The sequence below is a fragment of the Niabella sp. genome (genome assembly GCF_030150205.1).
Taxonomy (GTDB): Bacteria; Bacteroidota; Bacteroidia; order Chitinophagales; family Chitinophagaceae; genus Niabella.
In genome coordinates, this window is record NZ_JASLGT010000007.1 from 48,380 (window position 1) to 63,064 (window position 14,685).

The following is a 14,685-nucleotide window of genomic DNA, read 5'->3' on the forward strand; positions in this document are numbered from 1 at the left end:
ATGGTGCTTCTGTGTCGCTATGGTAAGACCACAGGTTCTCCAGGCACCAGGATACTTCCATACTTCGTTTTTGTAACAACTCAAAAATCATTATTTTCGGGGATCATGATGACCGCGCCCCTGAAAATAAAGACGATCAGATCTATTGTTTTTATTACGCTCCTGGTTTGCTCTGTGCTGCCGGGCCGGGCCATTGCTATATCCCCTGCTGATAGCGCACGGAGAAGCACCGCCGACCAGGCGCTGCAATACCTCAACAGCATTAAGGACCTGCAGCAAAGCAAGTGGTGGCCCAATGTGCCGCCTGCACAGTTGCTTACAAACCTGAAAACGTTTACTACGCGGCCACTGGCCTTTTATGAAGGCAAAACCACCAACTTTTGCTCTTATTCGGCGCTCACCTATATCCCTCTTACCTATGATCCGCTGGGCTTTGCCCGGTTTATGATTGACCTGTACCGGAACGGACAAGCCAATTTTGGAAAGAACCAGCTCAAACCCAGTAAACCGGTGCGGATGGAGGCGGGTTTGCTGCGGTACAAAGGATCGCTGGATATCAACCCTGCCGGGCAGATGTGGTTCCTTACCCTGGCCGATCATTACAAAGGCTACCTGAATATATTTAACCGCCGCTTTCAAAAAGGTGATGAGAATACTTTTTGGGCCTCTACGAATTTTGCCAAATTCAACCGCATGCTCCGGCGTTTATTTAATGGAACGGTAAAAGCCCGGGGAGCCGATCTGTTTCGCCCAAGGATCAAAAACCTGCCCGCATACCTCGAGGCTCAAATGCAGAAGGGCCTGGTATATCTTTACCTGAACAATAAAAAACTGTACCGGAAATCGCATACACAGCCGCTGATCAGCACCCCCACCCATTATGTATTACTAACCAATATCCGGCAACTTCCGGATGGCAATATTGAGTTTGAATACTGGGATTACGGGGCAAGAGCGGTACAGCAATTATCACCCGAATTTTTAAAAAACATTATCTATGGAGTGAGTGTTTGGACTCCGCGGATTTCAAAATGAACATAAACCGATACATATACACAGGCATTTGTGCGCTCCTGGGCCTGCTGGCATCCTGCGCTTATCCCAAAAATTTCACAACGGATTTTTATGCCCAGAATGAAACCAAACTGGAGGCGATCAAAAATGATTTTAGTCAATTATATACAGAGCATCCGTTCTCCATTCTTTTTGAAGAAAAGTCCTTCTCCCAAATCACCTTCGAATTTAATGAAGACAGCATTAAATATATTTATCATTTCAACATTCATCAGCCAGCCTTTACAGATAGCCTGGTAGCGCATCATTACAACGCACCCGCCGTTAAAAAACTGGTGGATGATATGCGCGCGATACAGTGTACATGGATCGCCAATGTAGATTACTATGAAGGGTTTCAGTCCCGTAAACTGGTACAGATGTCGGTAAGAAATAAAGCCCTCAACAATAAATTAAAGGGAGAAAGCTATTGCATTCTTGTATTTTTTGAGGCACCGCAGCCCTTTAACAATAAAGGTATTTTCCTGGACCGGTCCGACCGGAAACGGCGCCGGCAAATTAATGGAAATCTGTTGAAAAGAGTGAACGACAAGGTAGGATTTGCTATTACCAAACAATACCGGTAAGTGTTAAATATACACAGTTGTTAGTAATTCTTGACCCGGATTAAGTACCATTCGGGCTTCAATCGTTATTTTTGCAGGATGTTGATGGAAAAAGAATGTGTTCGTTTTGCGATCCTTGATTTGAATGCAGGGCATCCCAACCAGGGCATGCGCTGCATCAAAGAAATCGTGGAAAGGTGGGCAAACGAAAAACAGGTTGACCTCGTTTATGATGTATTTGATGTTCGGGTAAAGAATGAATTACCGGATCTGTCATACGACATCTATATTTCAAGCGGTGGTCCCGGGGATCCGTTGAGCACCCGTTATGATGACTGGGACATCAATTGGAATAAATGGCTGAAAGAAACGTTGCGATGGAATGAAAACCCCGGTAATGAACAAAAAAAATATGTTTTTTTTATTTGCCATTCCTTCCAGCTGGCCAGCAGGTATTTTAATGCCGGGCTGATCTGCAAACGCAAGTCCACTTCCTTTGGCGTGTTCCCGATACATATGTTGCCGGAAGCAAATACGAACCCGGTATTTGAACATCTAAGCGATCCGTTTTACGCGGTAGACAGCCGGGATTTTCAACTGATACAGCCCAATTTTGAAATCTTAAATGAAATGGGCGCCTATATCACCTGCATTGAAAAAGAACGCCCGCATGTACCCTACGAAAGAGCAGTAATGGGTATTTCATTTAACCCGTATATGTTTGGCACGCAGTTTCACCCCGAAGCAGATGCTGCGGGCATGCTGAAACATTTTCAATCGGAGGATAAACGGCAAATGGTCATCGAAAATCATGGGGCACCCAAGCTGTCCAGTATGATCGACCAGCTGAAAGATCCTGATAAGATCATGTGGACCAACCGCCACTTAATTCCCAATTTCTTAAATGAAGCCTACAGTCATATTGTATCTGTAAGTTTTGTAGAGTCATAAGAATTATCCTGGCCTTCGTGGTTAAAAATCCACCGCAGAGAAAAGAGTACGCAGTGTTACGCTGAGTTTATATAAATTCAAATCCTTCCTTGCGCAGCCTCCGCGTCCACCGTGCCTCCGCGGTTAAAAAAATCTCCACAAAAAAAAGGCCGCCCCTTCCGGGAACAGCCTTTATATACGTTCTTTAATGATGTTCTAGAACTTCAGGTCCGGCCATCCTTCACGATACGTACGTTTTACATACTGGTTGGCTGGTTCAAAATTGGTCACCCGCATATTTCCGCCATCCCACTGCAGGGTAATGCCTCTTCCGGGAAATTTGCCATTGGCATCTTTGTAGTTAAAGCTGCGGATGGCCAGGTTACCCATCAGGATGCTTTCGGTTAGCGGCACAGCATAACCGATAAACGGAGAATCTACCATTTTGCTTCCCTTCTCATAACCGGCAATACAGGCATCCACCCATTGTTTATAGTGTCCTTCGGCACCACCGGGAATGCGCGCATATTTTTTGGCAACCTTCAGCCCGTTCATTTTGGTAACGGGAAGCAAGGTAGGGTCCTGTCCGTATACCCCGCACATCATCTTTCCTTTGGTTCCTACAAAAAGGGCACCATTACCTACATCACCTTTACCACCCATGATGTCGTTAGGGCCAAGCTCATCCGGACGTTCCGGCTGAATACCGCCATCCATCCAATGTACTTTGATATTCTTTCCGTTCTTACCCTTGTATTTAAAATGAATGGAAGAGGAAACCGGCGGACTATCCGGTGCATATACCTGGTTCCAGTTTTTTACATACGGCGTGGATAAGCTGCAGGTTACTTCTGTAGGAAAGCCCAGTCCCAATACCTTGAATACAGGCCCAACAATATGGCAGGCCATATCCCCCAGCGCACCGGTACCATAATCCCACCAGCCGCGCCAGTTAAAAGGCACTACATTGTCTTCATAGGCACGGTAAGGGGCTGTACCCAGCCACAGATCCCAGTCCAACCCTTCCGGAACCGCCGGCTTTTCCTGGGGCCATACGATCCCCTGCGGCCATACCGGCCGGTTTGTCCAGCAATATACCGACTCCACGTCTCCGATCAGTCCGGCCTCATACCATTCTCTCAGATCCCTTACCCCATCGTTCGAAGAGCCCTGGTCGCCCATCTGGGTAACCACTTTATAACGTTTAGCGGCATCTCCCAGCATACGGGATTCCCAGATATCATGCGTCAGCGGTTTTTGCACATATACGTGCTTATTGAGCTGCATGGCATGAAAGGCCACGATGGCATGGGTATGATCCGGAGTGCTCACGCTTACCGCATCAAAATGCTTGCTTTCTTTATCCAGAAGCTCCCTCCAGTCCTTATAATATTTGGCATTGGGAAACCGCTTGCGGCTGCCTGCCGCCTGACGGTCGTCTACATCGCATAAAAACCCAATCTCTGCATTTCCGCTTTTGTGAAAACTGCTGATGTCGCCGGCTCCTTTACCGCCAACACCCACGCCTGCAACCACCAGCTTGTCGCTGGGGGCCACAAAGCCTCTACCCAATACATGCCGCGGCACAATAAAAAAGGCTCCGCCCGCAAGCGCCGAGTTCCGGATGAATTTCCTCCGTGAGTTATCTTTTTTTTGATCCATAATCGCGTTAAAATATGTTGAACAGAATTTTAAATACCATTACAGGTTCAGGCTCCATCCTTCCCTGTATGTTCTTTTTACAAACTGGTTGGCTTCATCAAAGTTGGTAATCTTCATATTCTTTGCATCCCACAGCAGTTTCTTACGACCGGTGAACTTGCTCTTGCCCCAACCGGATACACTGGGATCCATATACAGCGCGCTGCGGATGGCCAGGTTCCCCATCAGGATACTTTCGGTAAACGGACCGGCATATTCAAACGGAGAGCTGGTTACCCCTTTGCCATAACCGGCAATACAGGCATTCACCCACTGCAGGTAGTGTCCTCCTTCCCCACCCGGCACACGGGCAATGGTTTGTTTAACCGCCTTTGCACTGTCGTTCTTTGATAACGGCAACAGTCTTGGATTAGCGCCATAGCAATCGGCCAGCAGTTTCCCCTTGGTTCCGATAAACAACACACCGCCATCCCAGTTACCAAAGGACTCTTCCGGCTGCAGTTCATCCGGGCGCTTGGGCAGTAAACCGCCATCATGCCAGGAAACTTTCAGCGTTCCTTTGCCATCCTTCCGGGGATACTCAAGATGAATGATCGATGCTACCGGACAGCTGGCATTGTTATTGGCTTCCTGGTTCATACCGGTCCACTGGTTGGCAATGCTGCACTCGGCGGATGTTGGGTAATCGATGGGAAGGATCCGGTAAATGGGGTCCATAATATGACAGGCCATATCACCTAATGCACCGGTACCATATGCCCAGAATCCTCTCCAGTTAAACGGTACATAGGCAGGGTTAAAGTCTTCTTTGGGAGCGGTTCCCAGCCAGAGGTTCCAATCCAGTTCACTGGGTATCGGATGATCTCCGGAAGGTTTGGGCACCCCTTGTGGCCAGATAGGCCGGTTGGTCCATGCCTGTGCTTCCACGATATCCCCGATCAAACCCGCATCGTACAATTCTTTCATTCTTCTTACACCGTCTCCGGAACCACCCTGGTTACCCATTTGGGTTACCACTTTGTATTTCTTGGCAGCCTGTGCCAGGATACGAGCCTCATAAATATCGTGTGTTAATGGCTTTTGCGTATATACGTGTTTGCCCAGTTGCATGGCCGCCAGCGTGGCTACGGCATGCGTATGATCCGGTGTACTGATACTGCAGGCATCGATATTCTTGGCCTCTTTTTGCAGCATCTCCCGGAAATCTTTGTAGTAGTTGGCTTTGGGGAAGTTCTTCCTCGACTTTACCGACTGGCGGTCGTCTACATCACAAAGCGCTACAATGTTTACATTCGGGCTTTTTGCAAAGTTTGCCAGATCGCTTTCACCTTTTCCTCCTGCACCAATTCCCGCGATATTCAGTTTATCACTGGGAGCCACATGCCCCCGCCCCAGTACATGCCGGGGTACAATAAAAAAGGCACTCCCCGCAAGCGCTGAGTTTCGGATAAATTTTCTTCTGGAATATTGATTTTTTGGTTTCATAATGGCGAAAAATTTTAAATTTAGTTTTAAAAAACGATCAAAATAATGAATTTCATGTAAACAGCATATGAACAGTTGATAGTTTTTGCCGTTTTTTTGAAATTATTTAATTCAGGGGGCGGTTTACCTTACTTTTTATTTCATCCTTAAAGACGATCGACACCTTGTACTGCATGGGAGCATAATATAATTCCAGTACTTTCCGTATTTTTTCCTTGGCCTGCTCAATATAAGCGGTATAGGCTTCCATCTGTTTACGGGTATCGGTATACAGCTTTTTTTCAACGGTACTATAGGCCGCTTCCCCCGGGTTCACCAGTAATCCCTTTCGGGTCATGGCATCTGCCCTATCAAGCCGCAACTCATAACTGAGCAGTTGCGGAGCAGGCAATACAATGTATACCTGCTTGTTCTTTTCTTCAATGGTCAGCTGTTGTGCGCCCAGGTCTACCCCATATTTAGCAATATAGGGTACCGAAATATTTACCGTATGCTCTATGAACATTTTCCGGAATTCGTCGGTCAGGCTGCCGTCATTGGCAAGATTGGTGGTTTTAATACTGGCAGCGCCCTGTACCTCCAGCGAGGACAATTCGGCCACCTCCTGTACAAAGGCCGCATTCAGGGCAATATGATCCACCGTTTTCGTACCATTTTTTTTACCCAGGAAATAGGCCAGCACCCCAATGCCCACCACGCAAAATAAGATCACTATGGGTAAACAGCTTTTTTGCATAGATAAATCTTTTATCAGGATTCAAATTCCTGTTAAAATTAGCCGAAAATCATTGAAAACCGTGTTCTCTTTCACGCCTTAAAAAATAGGATTCAGAATTATAAACATTTCATTGTATATTGGGTCTCCATTTTAAAAAAAATTAAACAGGCCATCTGAATATGAAAGAATTGCAAATCAAGAAACAGGGCAAAAAATATGATGTGGTGATTGTAGGTTCCGGCGCCGGCGGTGGTATGGCGGCTTATACGCTTTCAAAAGCCGGGCTGAGTGTATGTGTACTGGAGGCCGGTCCGATGTACGACCCCCAAAAAGAAATTTATCAGCTGAAAAGCCCCTGGGAATCAAAACGCAGGGGCCGTTCTACAAAATACCGTCCGTTTGGGGATTTTGACGCCTGCTATGGCGGATGGGAAATTGAGGGCGAACCCTATACAAAAGAAAATGGAACAGAATGGGAATGGTTCCGGGCCCGTATGCTTGGAGGCCGTACCAATCACTGGGGGCGTATTTCCCTGCGCTTCGGACCCAGGGACTTTAAAGGCTATAGCCATGACGGCATCGGAGCCGACTGGCCTATCAGTTATGAAGACATTAAACCCTATTATGATAAGGTAGATCAGCTGATCGGTATCTTTGGCAGCGTGGAAAACCTGCCCAATGAACCCGATGGTATCTTTTTACCGCCGCCAAAGCCGCGTTTGCATGAGCTTTTTATAAAAAAAGGCGCGCAAAAATCAAATGTGCCCATCATCCCTTCGCGGCTTTCTATTCTTACAAAAAAATTGAATGATGAGCGGGGCTCCTGTTTCTTCTGTGCCCAATGCGGCCGGAACTGCAGTATGGCCAAGGCCGATTTCTCTGCCTCAAATGTACTGATCTATCCCGCGCTGAAAACCGGTAAGCTGGAAGTGATTGCCAATGCGATGGCACGCGAAGTACTGACCAACTCCGAAGGTATTGCCACCGGTGTTTCCTATGTAAATAAGGACGATATGCTGGAGTACCAGGTAGAAGGGCGGGTAGTGATCCTGGCCGCCAGTGCCTGCGAAACCGCACGGCTGCTGCTGAACTCAAAATCGCAGCGCCATCCCAACGGACTGGCCAACAGCAGCAATGTAGTGGGCAAGTACCTGCAGGATAGTACGGGCGCCGCCATGGGCGGATATATTCCGGAGCTTTTTGGCAGGAAGCGGTACAATGAAGACGGTGTGGGTGGTATGCACGTATACTCTCCCTGGTGGGGCGATGATAAAAAACTGGATTTCCCGCGCGGTTATCATATCGAATACTGGGGCGGCTTTGGCCAGCCCGCATACGGCTTTGGTATGGGCATCGAATCCTTCAATGGTAAGTATCCCGTAAACGGCAAGAAGAAAGAAGCCGGTGGTTACGGAAAGTCGTTAAAAGAAGACCAGCGTTATTTTTATGGTGCAACCGTAGGTATGGCCGGCCGTGGAGAAGCCATTGCCTTTGAGCACAACCGCTGCGAGATCGATTCCAACGTAGTGGATAAATTTGGTATTCCTGTTTTGAAATTCAATGTAAAGCTGAGCGACTATGAAGTAAAACAGGCCAAGCATATGAAAGAAACCTTTAAGGAGATCATGCACAACATGGGCGCCGTAATCACCTGGGGTGATGATGGCCCGGAAAACAACTACGGTATTGATAAACCAGGGTATATCATTCACGAAGCCGGAACAGCGCGTATGGGCGACGATGCCAAAACTTCGGCCCTTAATAAATGGAGCCAGGCGCATGATTGTAAAAACCTGTTTTGTGTAGACGGAAGCCAGTTTACCTCGCAGGCCAATAAAAACATTACCTGGACGATCCTGGCCCTGAGCATGCGCGCCAGCGAATACATTATTGATGAAATGAAAAAACAGAATCTGTAAAACCGTTTGAGGTTTGAAGTTTCTTGTTTGAAGTTGACTACAACTTCAAATCTCAGATCTCAAACCTCAGATCTCAAATAGAGCAACATGAAAAGAAGAGAATCTTTAAAATTCATAGCAGCCGGAGCCCTGGCCACCGGAACCCTGGCCATTGGTTGTAAAACGGATGAGAAAAAAAGCGATACTGGCGCCGCCGTTCCGGATAAGAAAACCGGGCTGCACCGGTATGAAGATGAAAAGGCGCACGAAGAAGAAGTGGATAAGATGGCCGATTTTTTCAACGCGCACGAAATGGCCACCATCACCGTGCTGGCCGATATCATCATTCCCAAAGATGAAGTGAGCGGCAGTGCCAGTGATGCAAAAGTGCCGGACTTCATTCACTTCACCGTAAAAGATCAGCCCAGGCTGCAAACCCCTATGAGAGGCGGGCTGCGCTGGCTGGATGTACAGTGCCTGAACAGATTCCAAAAGCCTTTTAAAGATTGCAGTGCAGAGCAGCAGATTCAGCTGGTTGACCTGATCGCTTACCCGGACCGGGCAAAGGACAAACCCGAACTGAGCCAGGGTGTAGCCTTCTTTAAACAGATGCGGGATCTTACCTGCACCGGCTTCTACACTTCGGAGATCGGCGTAAAGGATATGGGCTATGCCGGCAACACGCCCAACCAATGGAACGGCGTACCCGATGATGTGTTAAAACAGTATAACCTCGCCTATACGGAAAAAGAGTTAAAAGAATGCGTCAGCTTCAGCTGATCTGTTACGAATAAATGCATGAACGGGCCATCTCCTTTGGGGATGGCTTTTTTATAGTATCTACGATAAGGGATCCTGTTAGCCGCTCTTGAAAATAAACAGACAGGCGTGCCTCATTAAGCGCATTTGGCCCCGGTTCGTTCCAATAAAACCGGGGGTTGACCTAATGCATTATTTTTTCGCTTTGCCTGGAGGCGCAGAAAAGCGATTGGCAAATTCAATCCGTTGCTGGTATTTAAAGGACAATATCTTATGCTCCATTTCCAATTGCTGCTGAACTGCAGGGCAACAGTCTTTCATACGGCCAATGGTGCTGGTTTCCAATAGTCTTAAGGGCTCGGCGATTTGCTCTGTTGCTTCAACTCCGGCCCTTACTATCTGGATAAATTTCAGCCGTTGCTGCAGGAGTTGATAGCGTTCCCGAAGCTCCTCCAGTTTCTGCTCCAGGCGCTCAACATCTTTTTTAACTTTATTCGCAGCTATTTGTATTTCTGCTGCCAGTTCATGCCCGGTCTCTGCCAACGCTTCCGGTAAGGGCGTAGCATGCCGGTTTTTATCTTTTCGCATAACCCTCCAGGCGTCCTGCAACATTTCCAGCTTTTTTTCCACAGCACGAGGCAAATTACGAAGCCCCTTTTCATCCATTGCAACCAGGTTGTGCGAAACATCGAGTAAAGTGGCTAGTTCCCGAAGGGTTAGTTGGGTTTCTTTCCGAAAACTTCTCATAACAGTGCGTTTAAAGGTTGTGAATAGTTGTTTACACCGGATTTGTGTACAAGATTTTTGTACACAAAAAAGTTGTACACAAAAAGGAAAAGACAGGTTTTGTGTACAAAAACAGATCCTCCAAAAAAAATTGTAAACAAGCCAGTCTTCACCCGGTGCTCTATTAAAGGTACTTTATTTTCGGATCCCTTGCGCATCCGCAACGGCAGGGTTAAAACGTTTGTGATTTCTATAAGGCTCTGGAGGGAAACCGGGATATTTAGCACTTTTTCACAACCGTTTCATGTAATTTCGGCCCGTGATTTCACAGAATACGATACAAGAGATTTTATCCCGGATCGACATCCTGGATGTGGTGGGCGAGTTTGTAAAACTAAAAAAAAGAGGCGCTAACTACCTGGGTGTGTGTCCCTTCCACAATGAAAAAACACCTTCCTTTACGGTTTCTCCCTCCAAAGAAATTTATAAATGCTTTGGATGCGGCAAAAGCGGCAATACCATCAGCTTCATTATGGAGCATGAAAAATACAGCTATGTAGAAACATTGAAATGGCTGGCGAACCGCTACGGTGTGGAAGTAGAAGAAACCTTTGCCAGTGCCGAACAAAAGGAACAATACCAGATTGCCGACAGTCTTTTTATCATTAACGGATTTGCAGAGCAATATTTTTCCCAGGCCCTTATGCAATCGGAAGAAGGACGGGCCATTGGTCTGAGTTATTTCAAGGAACGGGGGTTTCGTGAAGGGATCATTGAAAAATTCAAGCTGGGTTATGCACCCGCCGAACGGGATGCATTTACCAAAGAAGCCCTGGCCAAACAATACAATAAGGACCTGCTGGTAAAAACCGGGCTGGTCGTGGAGCGCAATGGCAACCTGCTGGACAATTACCGGGGAAGGGTGATCTTTCCCGTACATAATCACAGCGGAAAAGTAATGGGCTTTGGCGCCCGTATTTTAAAAACAACGGATAAAGCACCCAAATACATCAATACGCCCGAAAATGAGATCTATGTAAAAAGCAGGATCCTTTACGGTTCCTATTTTGCCCGAACAGCTATTGAAAAAGCAGATGAATGCCTGCTGGTAGAAGGCTATACGGATGTGGTGTCCCTGCACCAGGCCGGCATCGAAAATGTGGTGGCTTCGGGTGGCACCTCACTTACCGTAGACCAGCTGCGGCTGATAAAAAAATACACGAACAATCTCACCATTATTTATGATGGAGATGCTGCTGGTGTAAAAGCAGCGCTGCGGGGCCTCGACCTGGCCCTGGAAGAAAGCCTGAACGTAAAACTGGTACTAATCCCGGACAAGGAAGACCCGGACAGCTATGTAAATAAAGTGGGCGCTGGTGCCTTTACCGACTTTATCAAAAAGAACAAGAAAGATTTTATCCTCTTCCAGCTGGAATCTTCCCTTACTTCCATCGGCGATGACCCGGTAAAAAAATCGGAGCTCGTTAACAAGATCGCCGAATCCATCAGCCGGATCAATAAGGCCGAGGACTTTACCAAACAGCAGGATTATATTAAAGAATCGGCCGCCATTTTGCAGATCGATGAGGCCGGTCTGCATGCCCTGGTAAATAAATACATCCGGGACAAGGTAACGGCCATGGAGCGCAAGGCCGCCAACAATGCCCAGAAAGAATCCCCCGTTTCAGAAGATCCTTTCAGCAATTATGATGATGCTACTTTTGACCTGCTGTTTAAAGACCAGCTGCAGGAAAAAGAACTGGCCCGGGTGCTGCTGGAATACGGGAACCGGCAATGGGATGAAAACTCATTGATCGCCCAGCATATCTTTGATGAGATTGATGAGCTGGAGATTGAAGACCCGGAAGTAAACCTTTTGATCAGCTCCGTAAAACAACTGCTGCGTAACCACCCCGAGCAGCTGAGCGATAAATATTTCATCTACAACGAGGATAAAAAGCTCAGTGCCTTTGCGGTGTCCCTGCTCAACCATCCCTATGAGGAAAGTGAGCGCTGGGCCGCTGATTTCAGTCCCAACACCGGGTACCAGCGCGACCTGTTCAAACAAAGCTTTGAGGCATTTTCGCAGGTGATCAGCAAGGGCAATGAAAAAGACCTGAACAAATTCAAACTGATCTCGGAAGACCGTACGAATCAGAAGATCGTATCGGCCATTCAATATCTAAAGCTCAAAAAGATCCGGCGCATGCTGCTCCAAAACCAGAACGATATGTCGGGGCAGCTGAGTGAGCATAAATTCAAGGAGCTTCATTTTATCCACAAGTCGCTAAAAGATATGGAGCGTGAGATCACCAATCTTTTAGGCACGGTGATCCTGCATTAGTCTGCAAACGGCTTCGGGCGCCGGGTTGGAGATTTTGTTCAGAGGCACGATGGGCTGCATTCAATTGAAAGATCACTTAACCAGCAAGCAGTTCTTCCCCCACTTGCTACTACCTGCCTCCTGTTCGCAGCTCTGTGAGAAGTGAAATGCGGATCCTGAACCTACCCCTGTTTCATCCACATGGGCTTCTTTTTAAGGATCTTCTTATACGTAGGGCAATCTTCCGCATGACAGCCGGGCAGGTAGCCGGTGCTCATTAAAAACTCGTTTACAATTTCGCCGCCGGTAAACTTAAAATATTTTTTAAACAGCTTTACCCATTCTTCTTTGGTTTTAGGATGTTGCTGATCCAGCCAGTTTTTAAAAGACCCGAATTCCTTTTGGATACCGGTGATCACTTTTGCATTTTCAATGGCCGCATTAATTTTCAGCCGGTTCCGGATGATGCCCGCATCTGCCATCAGTGCATCAAACTTCTTTTGAGTATACCGGCTTACTTTTTTGATATCAAACTGATCGAATGCCTTGTAGAAGGCGTCTTTCTTTTTCAGGATCGTTTCCCAGCTCAGGCCTGCCTGGTTAATTTCCAGCACCAGCCGGGCAAACAACTCATTATCCGATTCCAGCGGGAAGCCGTATTCGGTATCATGATAAATTTCATGAACCGTCCCCTTCCCTTTTTCCTTAACAAATGTGCAATAAAATGACATGCTGCAAGTTGCGAAAAAAAAATCGAACATTATTTTGTTTAAAAATAAAAAGAACACTATTTTTGCAGTCCCAATTGCGGGAACAGATCTTAAAAACGGGAGTTTAGCTCAGTTGGTTCAGAGCATCTGCCTTACAAGCAGAGGGTCGGCGGTTCGAGCCCGTCAACTCCCACCAATCCAATATCCATAAGGGTTTCAATTAAAGAAGCCCTTTTTTTATTGAACAAGAACTTAGCTCAATTGGTTCAGAGCATTCCGCTTCAGGCGGAAGGGTCGGCGGTTAAAAAGTTATTTCAAATATTGGGAGTTTAGCTCAGTTGGTTCAGAGCATCTGCCTTACAAGCAGAGGGTCGGCGGTTCGAGCCCGTCAACTCCCACCAATACCACAAAGGGTTTCAGTAATTGAAACCCTTTTTTATTCGCCTATGTTCTACGTCTATATTTTGCACTCACCCGCCAAAAACAAATATTATATTGGCTTTACCGGCGACAACCTGCAGGAACGCTTACGAAGGCACAATGCCAATCACAAAGGATTTACCGGAACGGAACATGATTGGGTAATCGTTTACTATGAAACTTTTGGAGATAAATCTTCGGCAATGAATAAAGGCCGCGCCGGGGACTGGGGGAACTTGTGCGAAATGGGTGCTACGCTATTCATTGGAAGGATACAACCATTGTGTGCTTGCTCGTTGCGCCGTAGCGGGCAATACTTTACAAAAATGCCGCCGGGCAGGTCAGGCTATTAAATCAAAGCAAAAGCAGGACGTATATCGAGCAACTGATCGCTGTGAACCGTTCAGAGCATCCTGCCTGGGGCCTATCGTGTGGACACATTTCCTGAAGTTGTACCGGAACGATCATTCTGTAGTTGTGCCCGCAGGGTGCCATGTGCAAAGCCCCCGGCTAAAGCCGGGGGAAGAAAAGCGTAGAGGATGCGGCCCCGGAGGGGTCGAATGTGATGAACCCAGATTGGATCTTCGAAAATTAAATGTAAATTAGAGTGGACAGAACAATATTTTATAACCTATGAAATCAATATCATGAGCTACCGCCAGATTTTCTACCAGATTGTTTTTGCTACTAAAAATCGCCATAAAACAATTACAGAAGCGCATTGTGAAGCACTTTACAAGTACATCTGGGGTATTGTAAAGAATAAAAAATGTACCCTCTATCGCATCAACGGTACAGAAGATCATATACATATTTTTTCAGATCTTCATCCGTCAACATCACTTGCAGATTATATCAGGGATATAAAAGCATCCAGTAGTGTATGGATGAAAAGCAGTAACCTGTTTCCTGAATTTCGTGGATGGCAGGGAAGCTACGGAGCCTTCACCTATTCAATAAAAGAAAGGGATGTCCTTATCAACTATGTCAAAAATCAAAAAGAGCATCATAAAAATGAACCATTTTACGATGAATATAAGCGATTGCTAATTGAACATGGTGTTGCATTTGATGAAAAATGAGAGTGTAAAATAAATTGTGTAAACAGTTTAAGCAACTGCATTTAGAGCCGGCATCTATTGTCAAAGATAGTTAAGAACTGATGGAGTATGAATCCCCAATTTTGGATGGGCATGCTCCATTTTTTTTCGATATTAGTAATAGCCATATAAACCGCCTTTAAGGCGGCCTGATCATCGGGGAACTGTACCTTTGTTTTTGTATATTTTCCGATGCCCCGGTTCAGGTTTTCGATGGTGTTGGTGGTATAAATGATTTTTCGGATTTCCAGCGGAAAATCAAAATAGCTGGTAAGACAGTCCCAGTTGTTGCGCCAGGACTCAATGGCGTGGCGGTATTTATGTCCCCATTTTTC

14 protein-coding genes and 2 tRNA genes are annotated in these 14,685 nt (G+C 46.5%); 10 read left to right on the forward strand and 6 right to left on the reverse strand.

Annotated elements, in window-relative coordinates:
• The 3 genes from Q1V85_RS04770 (at position 1) to Q1V85_RS04780 (ending at position 2,570) form a co-directional block, all read left to right on the forward strand.
• Positions 1-1,035, forward strand: coding sequence for a hypothetical protein (locus tag Q1V85_RS04770; RefSeq protein WP_300597993.1), 1,035 nt, complete (start codon positions 1-3; stop codon positions 1,033-1,035).
• Positions 1,032-1,640: a hypothetical protein gene (locus tag Q1V85_RS04775; protein ID WP_300597994.1), complete on the forward strand. Its 609-nt coding sequence runs from the start codon at positions 1,032-1,034 to the stop codon at positions 1,638-1,640. Before Q1V85_RS04770 ends, Q1V85_RS04775 begins: the two co-directional genes overlap by 4 nt.
• Before the next feature lie 78 nt (positions 1,641-1,718).
• A complete protein-coding gene (locus Q1V85_RS04780; protein WP_300597995.1) occupies positions 1,719-2,570 on the forward strand; it encodes a GMP synthase in 852 nt (283 codons plus the stop codon).
• Between the two features lie 195 nt (positions 2,571-2,765).
• Here the strand turns inward: Q1V85_RS04780 and Q1V85_RS04785 are convergent, their stop codons facing one another.
• The 3 genes from Q1V85_RS04785 to Q1V85_RS04795 form a co-directional block, all read right to left on the reverse strand.
• On the reverse strand, positions 2,766-4,211 hold the full coding sequence (locus tag Q1V85_RS04785; protein WP_300597997.1) for a Gfo/Idh/MocA family oxidoreductase: 1,446 nt from the start codon (positions 4,209-4,211) through the stop codon (positions 2,766-2,768).
• Positions 4,212-4,250: 39 nt separating this feature from the next.
• Positions 4,251-5,696: a Gfo/Idh/MocA family oxidoreductase gene (locus tag Q1V85_RS04790; RefSeq protein WP_300597998.1), complete on the reverse strand. Its 1,446-nt coding sequence runs from the start codon at positions 5,694-5,696 to the stop codon at positions 4,251-4,253.
• Positions 5,697-5,802: 106 nt separating this feature from the next.
• On the reverse strand, positions 5,803-6,432 hold the full coding sequence (locus tag Q1V85_RS04795; RefSeq protein ID WP_300598000.1) for a DUF4230 domain-containing protein: 630 nt from the start codon (positions 6,430-6,432) through the stop codon (positions 5,803-5,805).
• A gap of 161 nt (positions 6,433-6,593) precedes the next feature.
• Between Q1V85_RS04795 and Q1V85_RS04800 the strand changes: the two genes are divergently transcribed.
• Complete coding sequence (locus tag Q1V85_RS04800; protein WP_300598002.1) at positions 6,594-8,333, forward strand: GMC family oxidoreductase; 1,740 nt, start codon at positions 6,594-6,596, stop codon at positions 8,331-8,333.
• An 87-nt stretch (positions 8,334-8,420) separates the two neighbouring features.
• Positions 8,421-9,092: a gluconate 2-dehydrogenase subunit 3 family protein gene (locus tag Q1V85_RS04805; protein WP_300598004.1), complete on the forward strand. Its 672-nt coding sequence runs from the start codon at positions 8,421-8,423 to the stop codon at positions 9,090-9,092.
• A gap of 171 nt (positions 9,093-9,263) precedes the next feature.
• On the opposite strand, the gene Q1V85_RS04810 is transcribed toward Q1V85_RS04805, so the two are convergent.
• Positions 9,264-9,818 (reverse strand): hypothetical protein, encoded by a 555-nt coding sequence (locus Q1V85_RS04810; protein WP_300598006.1) that lies wholly within the window; start codon positions 9,816-9,818, stop codon positions 9,264-9,266.
• Positions 9,819-10,116: 298 nt separating this feature from the next.
• Here Q1V85_RS04810 and dnaG point away from each other — a divergent pair, with 298 nt between their 5' ends.
• The gene (gene dnaG / locus Q1V85_RS04815; protein WP_300598008.1) at positions 10,117-12,141 is read left to right on the forward strand and encodes a DNA primase; all 2,025 of its coding nucleotides are present in this window, start codon (positions 10,117-10,119) and stop codon (positions 12,139-12,141) included.
• A 161-nt stretch (positions 12,142-12,302) separates the two neighbouring features.
• Here dnaG and Q1V85_RS04820 read toward each other — a convergent pair whose 3' ends face one another.
• Positions 12,303-12,851 carry a DNA-3-methyladenine glycosylase I gene (locus Q1V85_RS04820; RefSeq protein WP_300598010.1) on the reverse strand — a complete coding sequence of 183 codons (549 nt, stop codon included), beginning with the start codon at positions 12,849-12,851 and terminating at the stop codon, positions 12,303-12,305.
• Positions 12,852-12,948: 97 nt separating this feature from the next.
• On the opposite strand from Q1V85_RS04820, the gene Q1V85_RS04825 reads away from it, so the two are divergent.
• The 4 genes from Q1V85_RS04825 to tnpA all read left to right on the forward strand — a co-directional run bounded on the left by Q1V85_RS04825 (position 12,949) and on the right by tnpA (position 14,332).
• Positions 12,949-13,026, forward strand: a tRNA-Val gene (locus Q1V85_RS04825).
• Between the two features lie 127 nt (positions 13,027-13,153).
• Positions 13,154-13,231, forward strand: a tRNA-Val gene (locus Q1V85_RS04830).
• Positions 13,232-13,276: 45 nt separating this feature from the next.
• Complete coding sequence (locus tag Q1V85_RS25165) at positions 13,277-13,603, forward strand: GIY-YIG nuclease family protein (RefSeq protein WP_366914000.1); 327 nt, start codon at positions 13,277-13,279, stop codon at positions 13,601-13,603.
• A 294-nt stretch (positions 13,604-13,897) separates the two neighbouring features.
• A complete protein-coding gene (gene tnpA, locus Q1V85_RS04835; RefSeq protein WP_300598012.1) occupies positions 13,898-14,332 on the forward strand; it encodes an IS200/IS605 family transposase in 435 nt (144 codons plus the stop codon).
• Between the two features lie 41 nt (positions 14,333-14,373).
• Here tnpA and Q1V85_RS04840 read toward each other — a convergent pair.
• The coding region (locus Q1V85_RS04840) for a transposase (RefSeq protein ID WP_300598014.1) at positions 14,374-14,685 on the reverse strand (312 nt) is incomplete at its 5' end.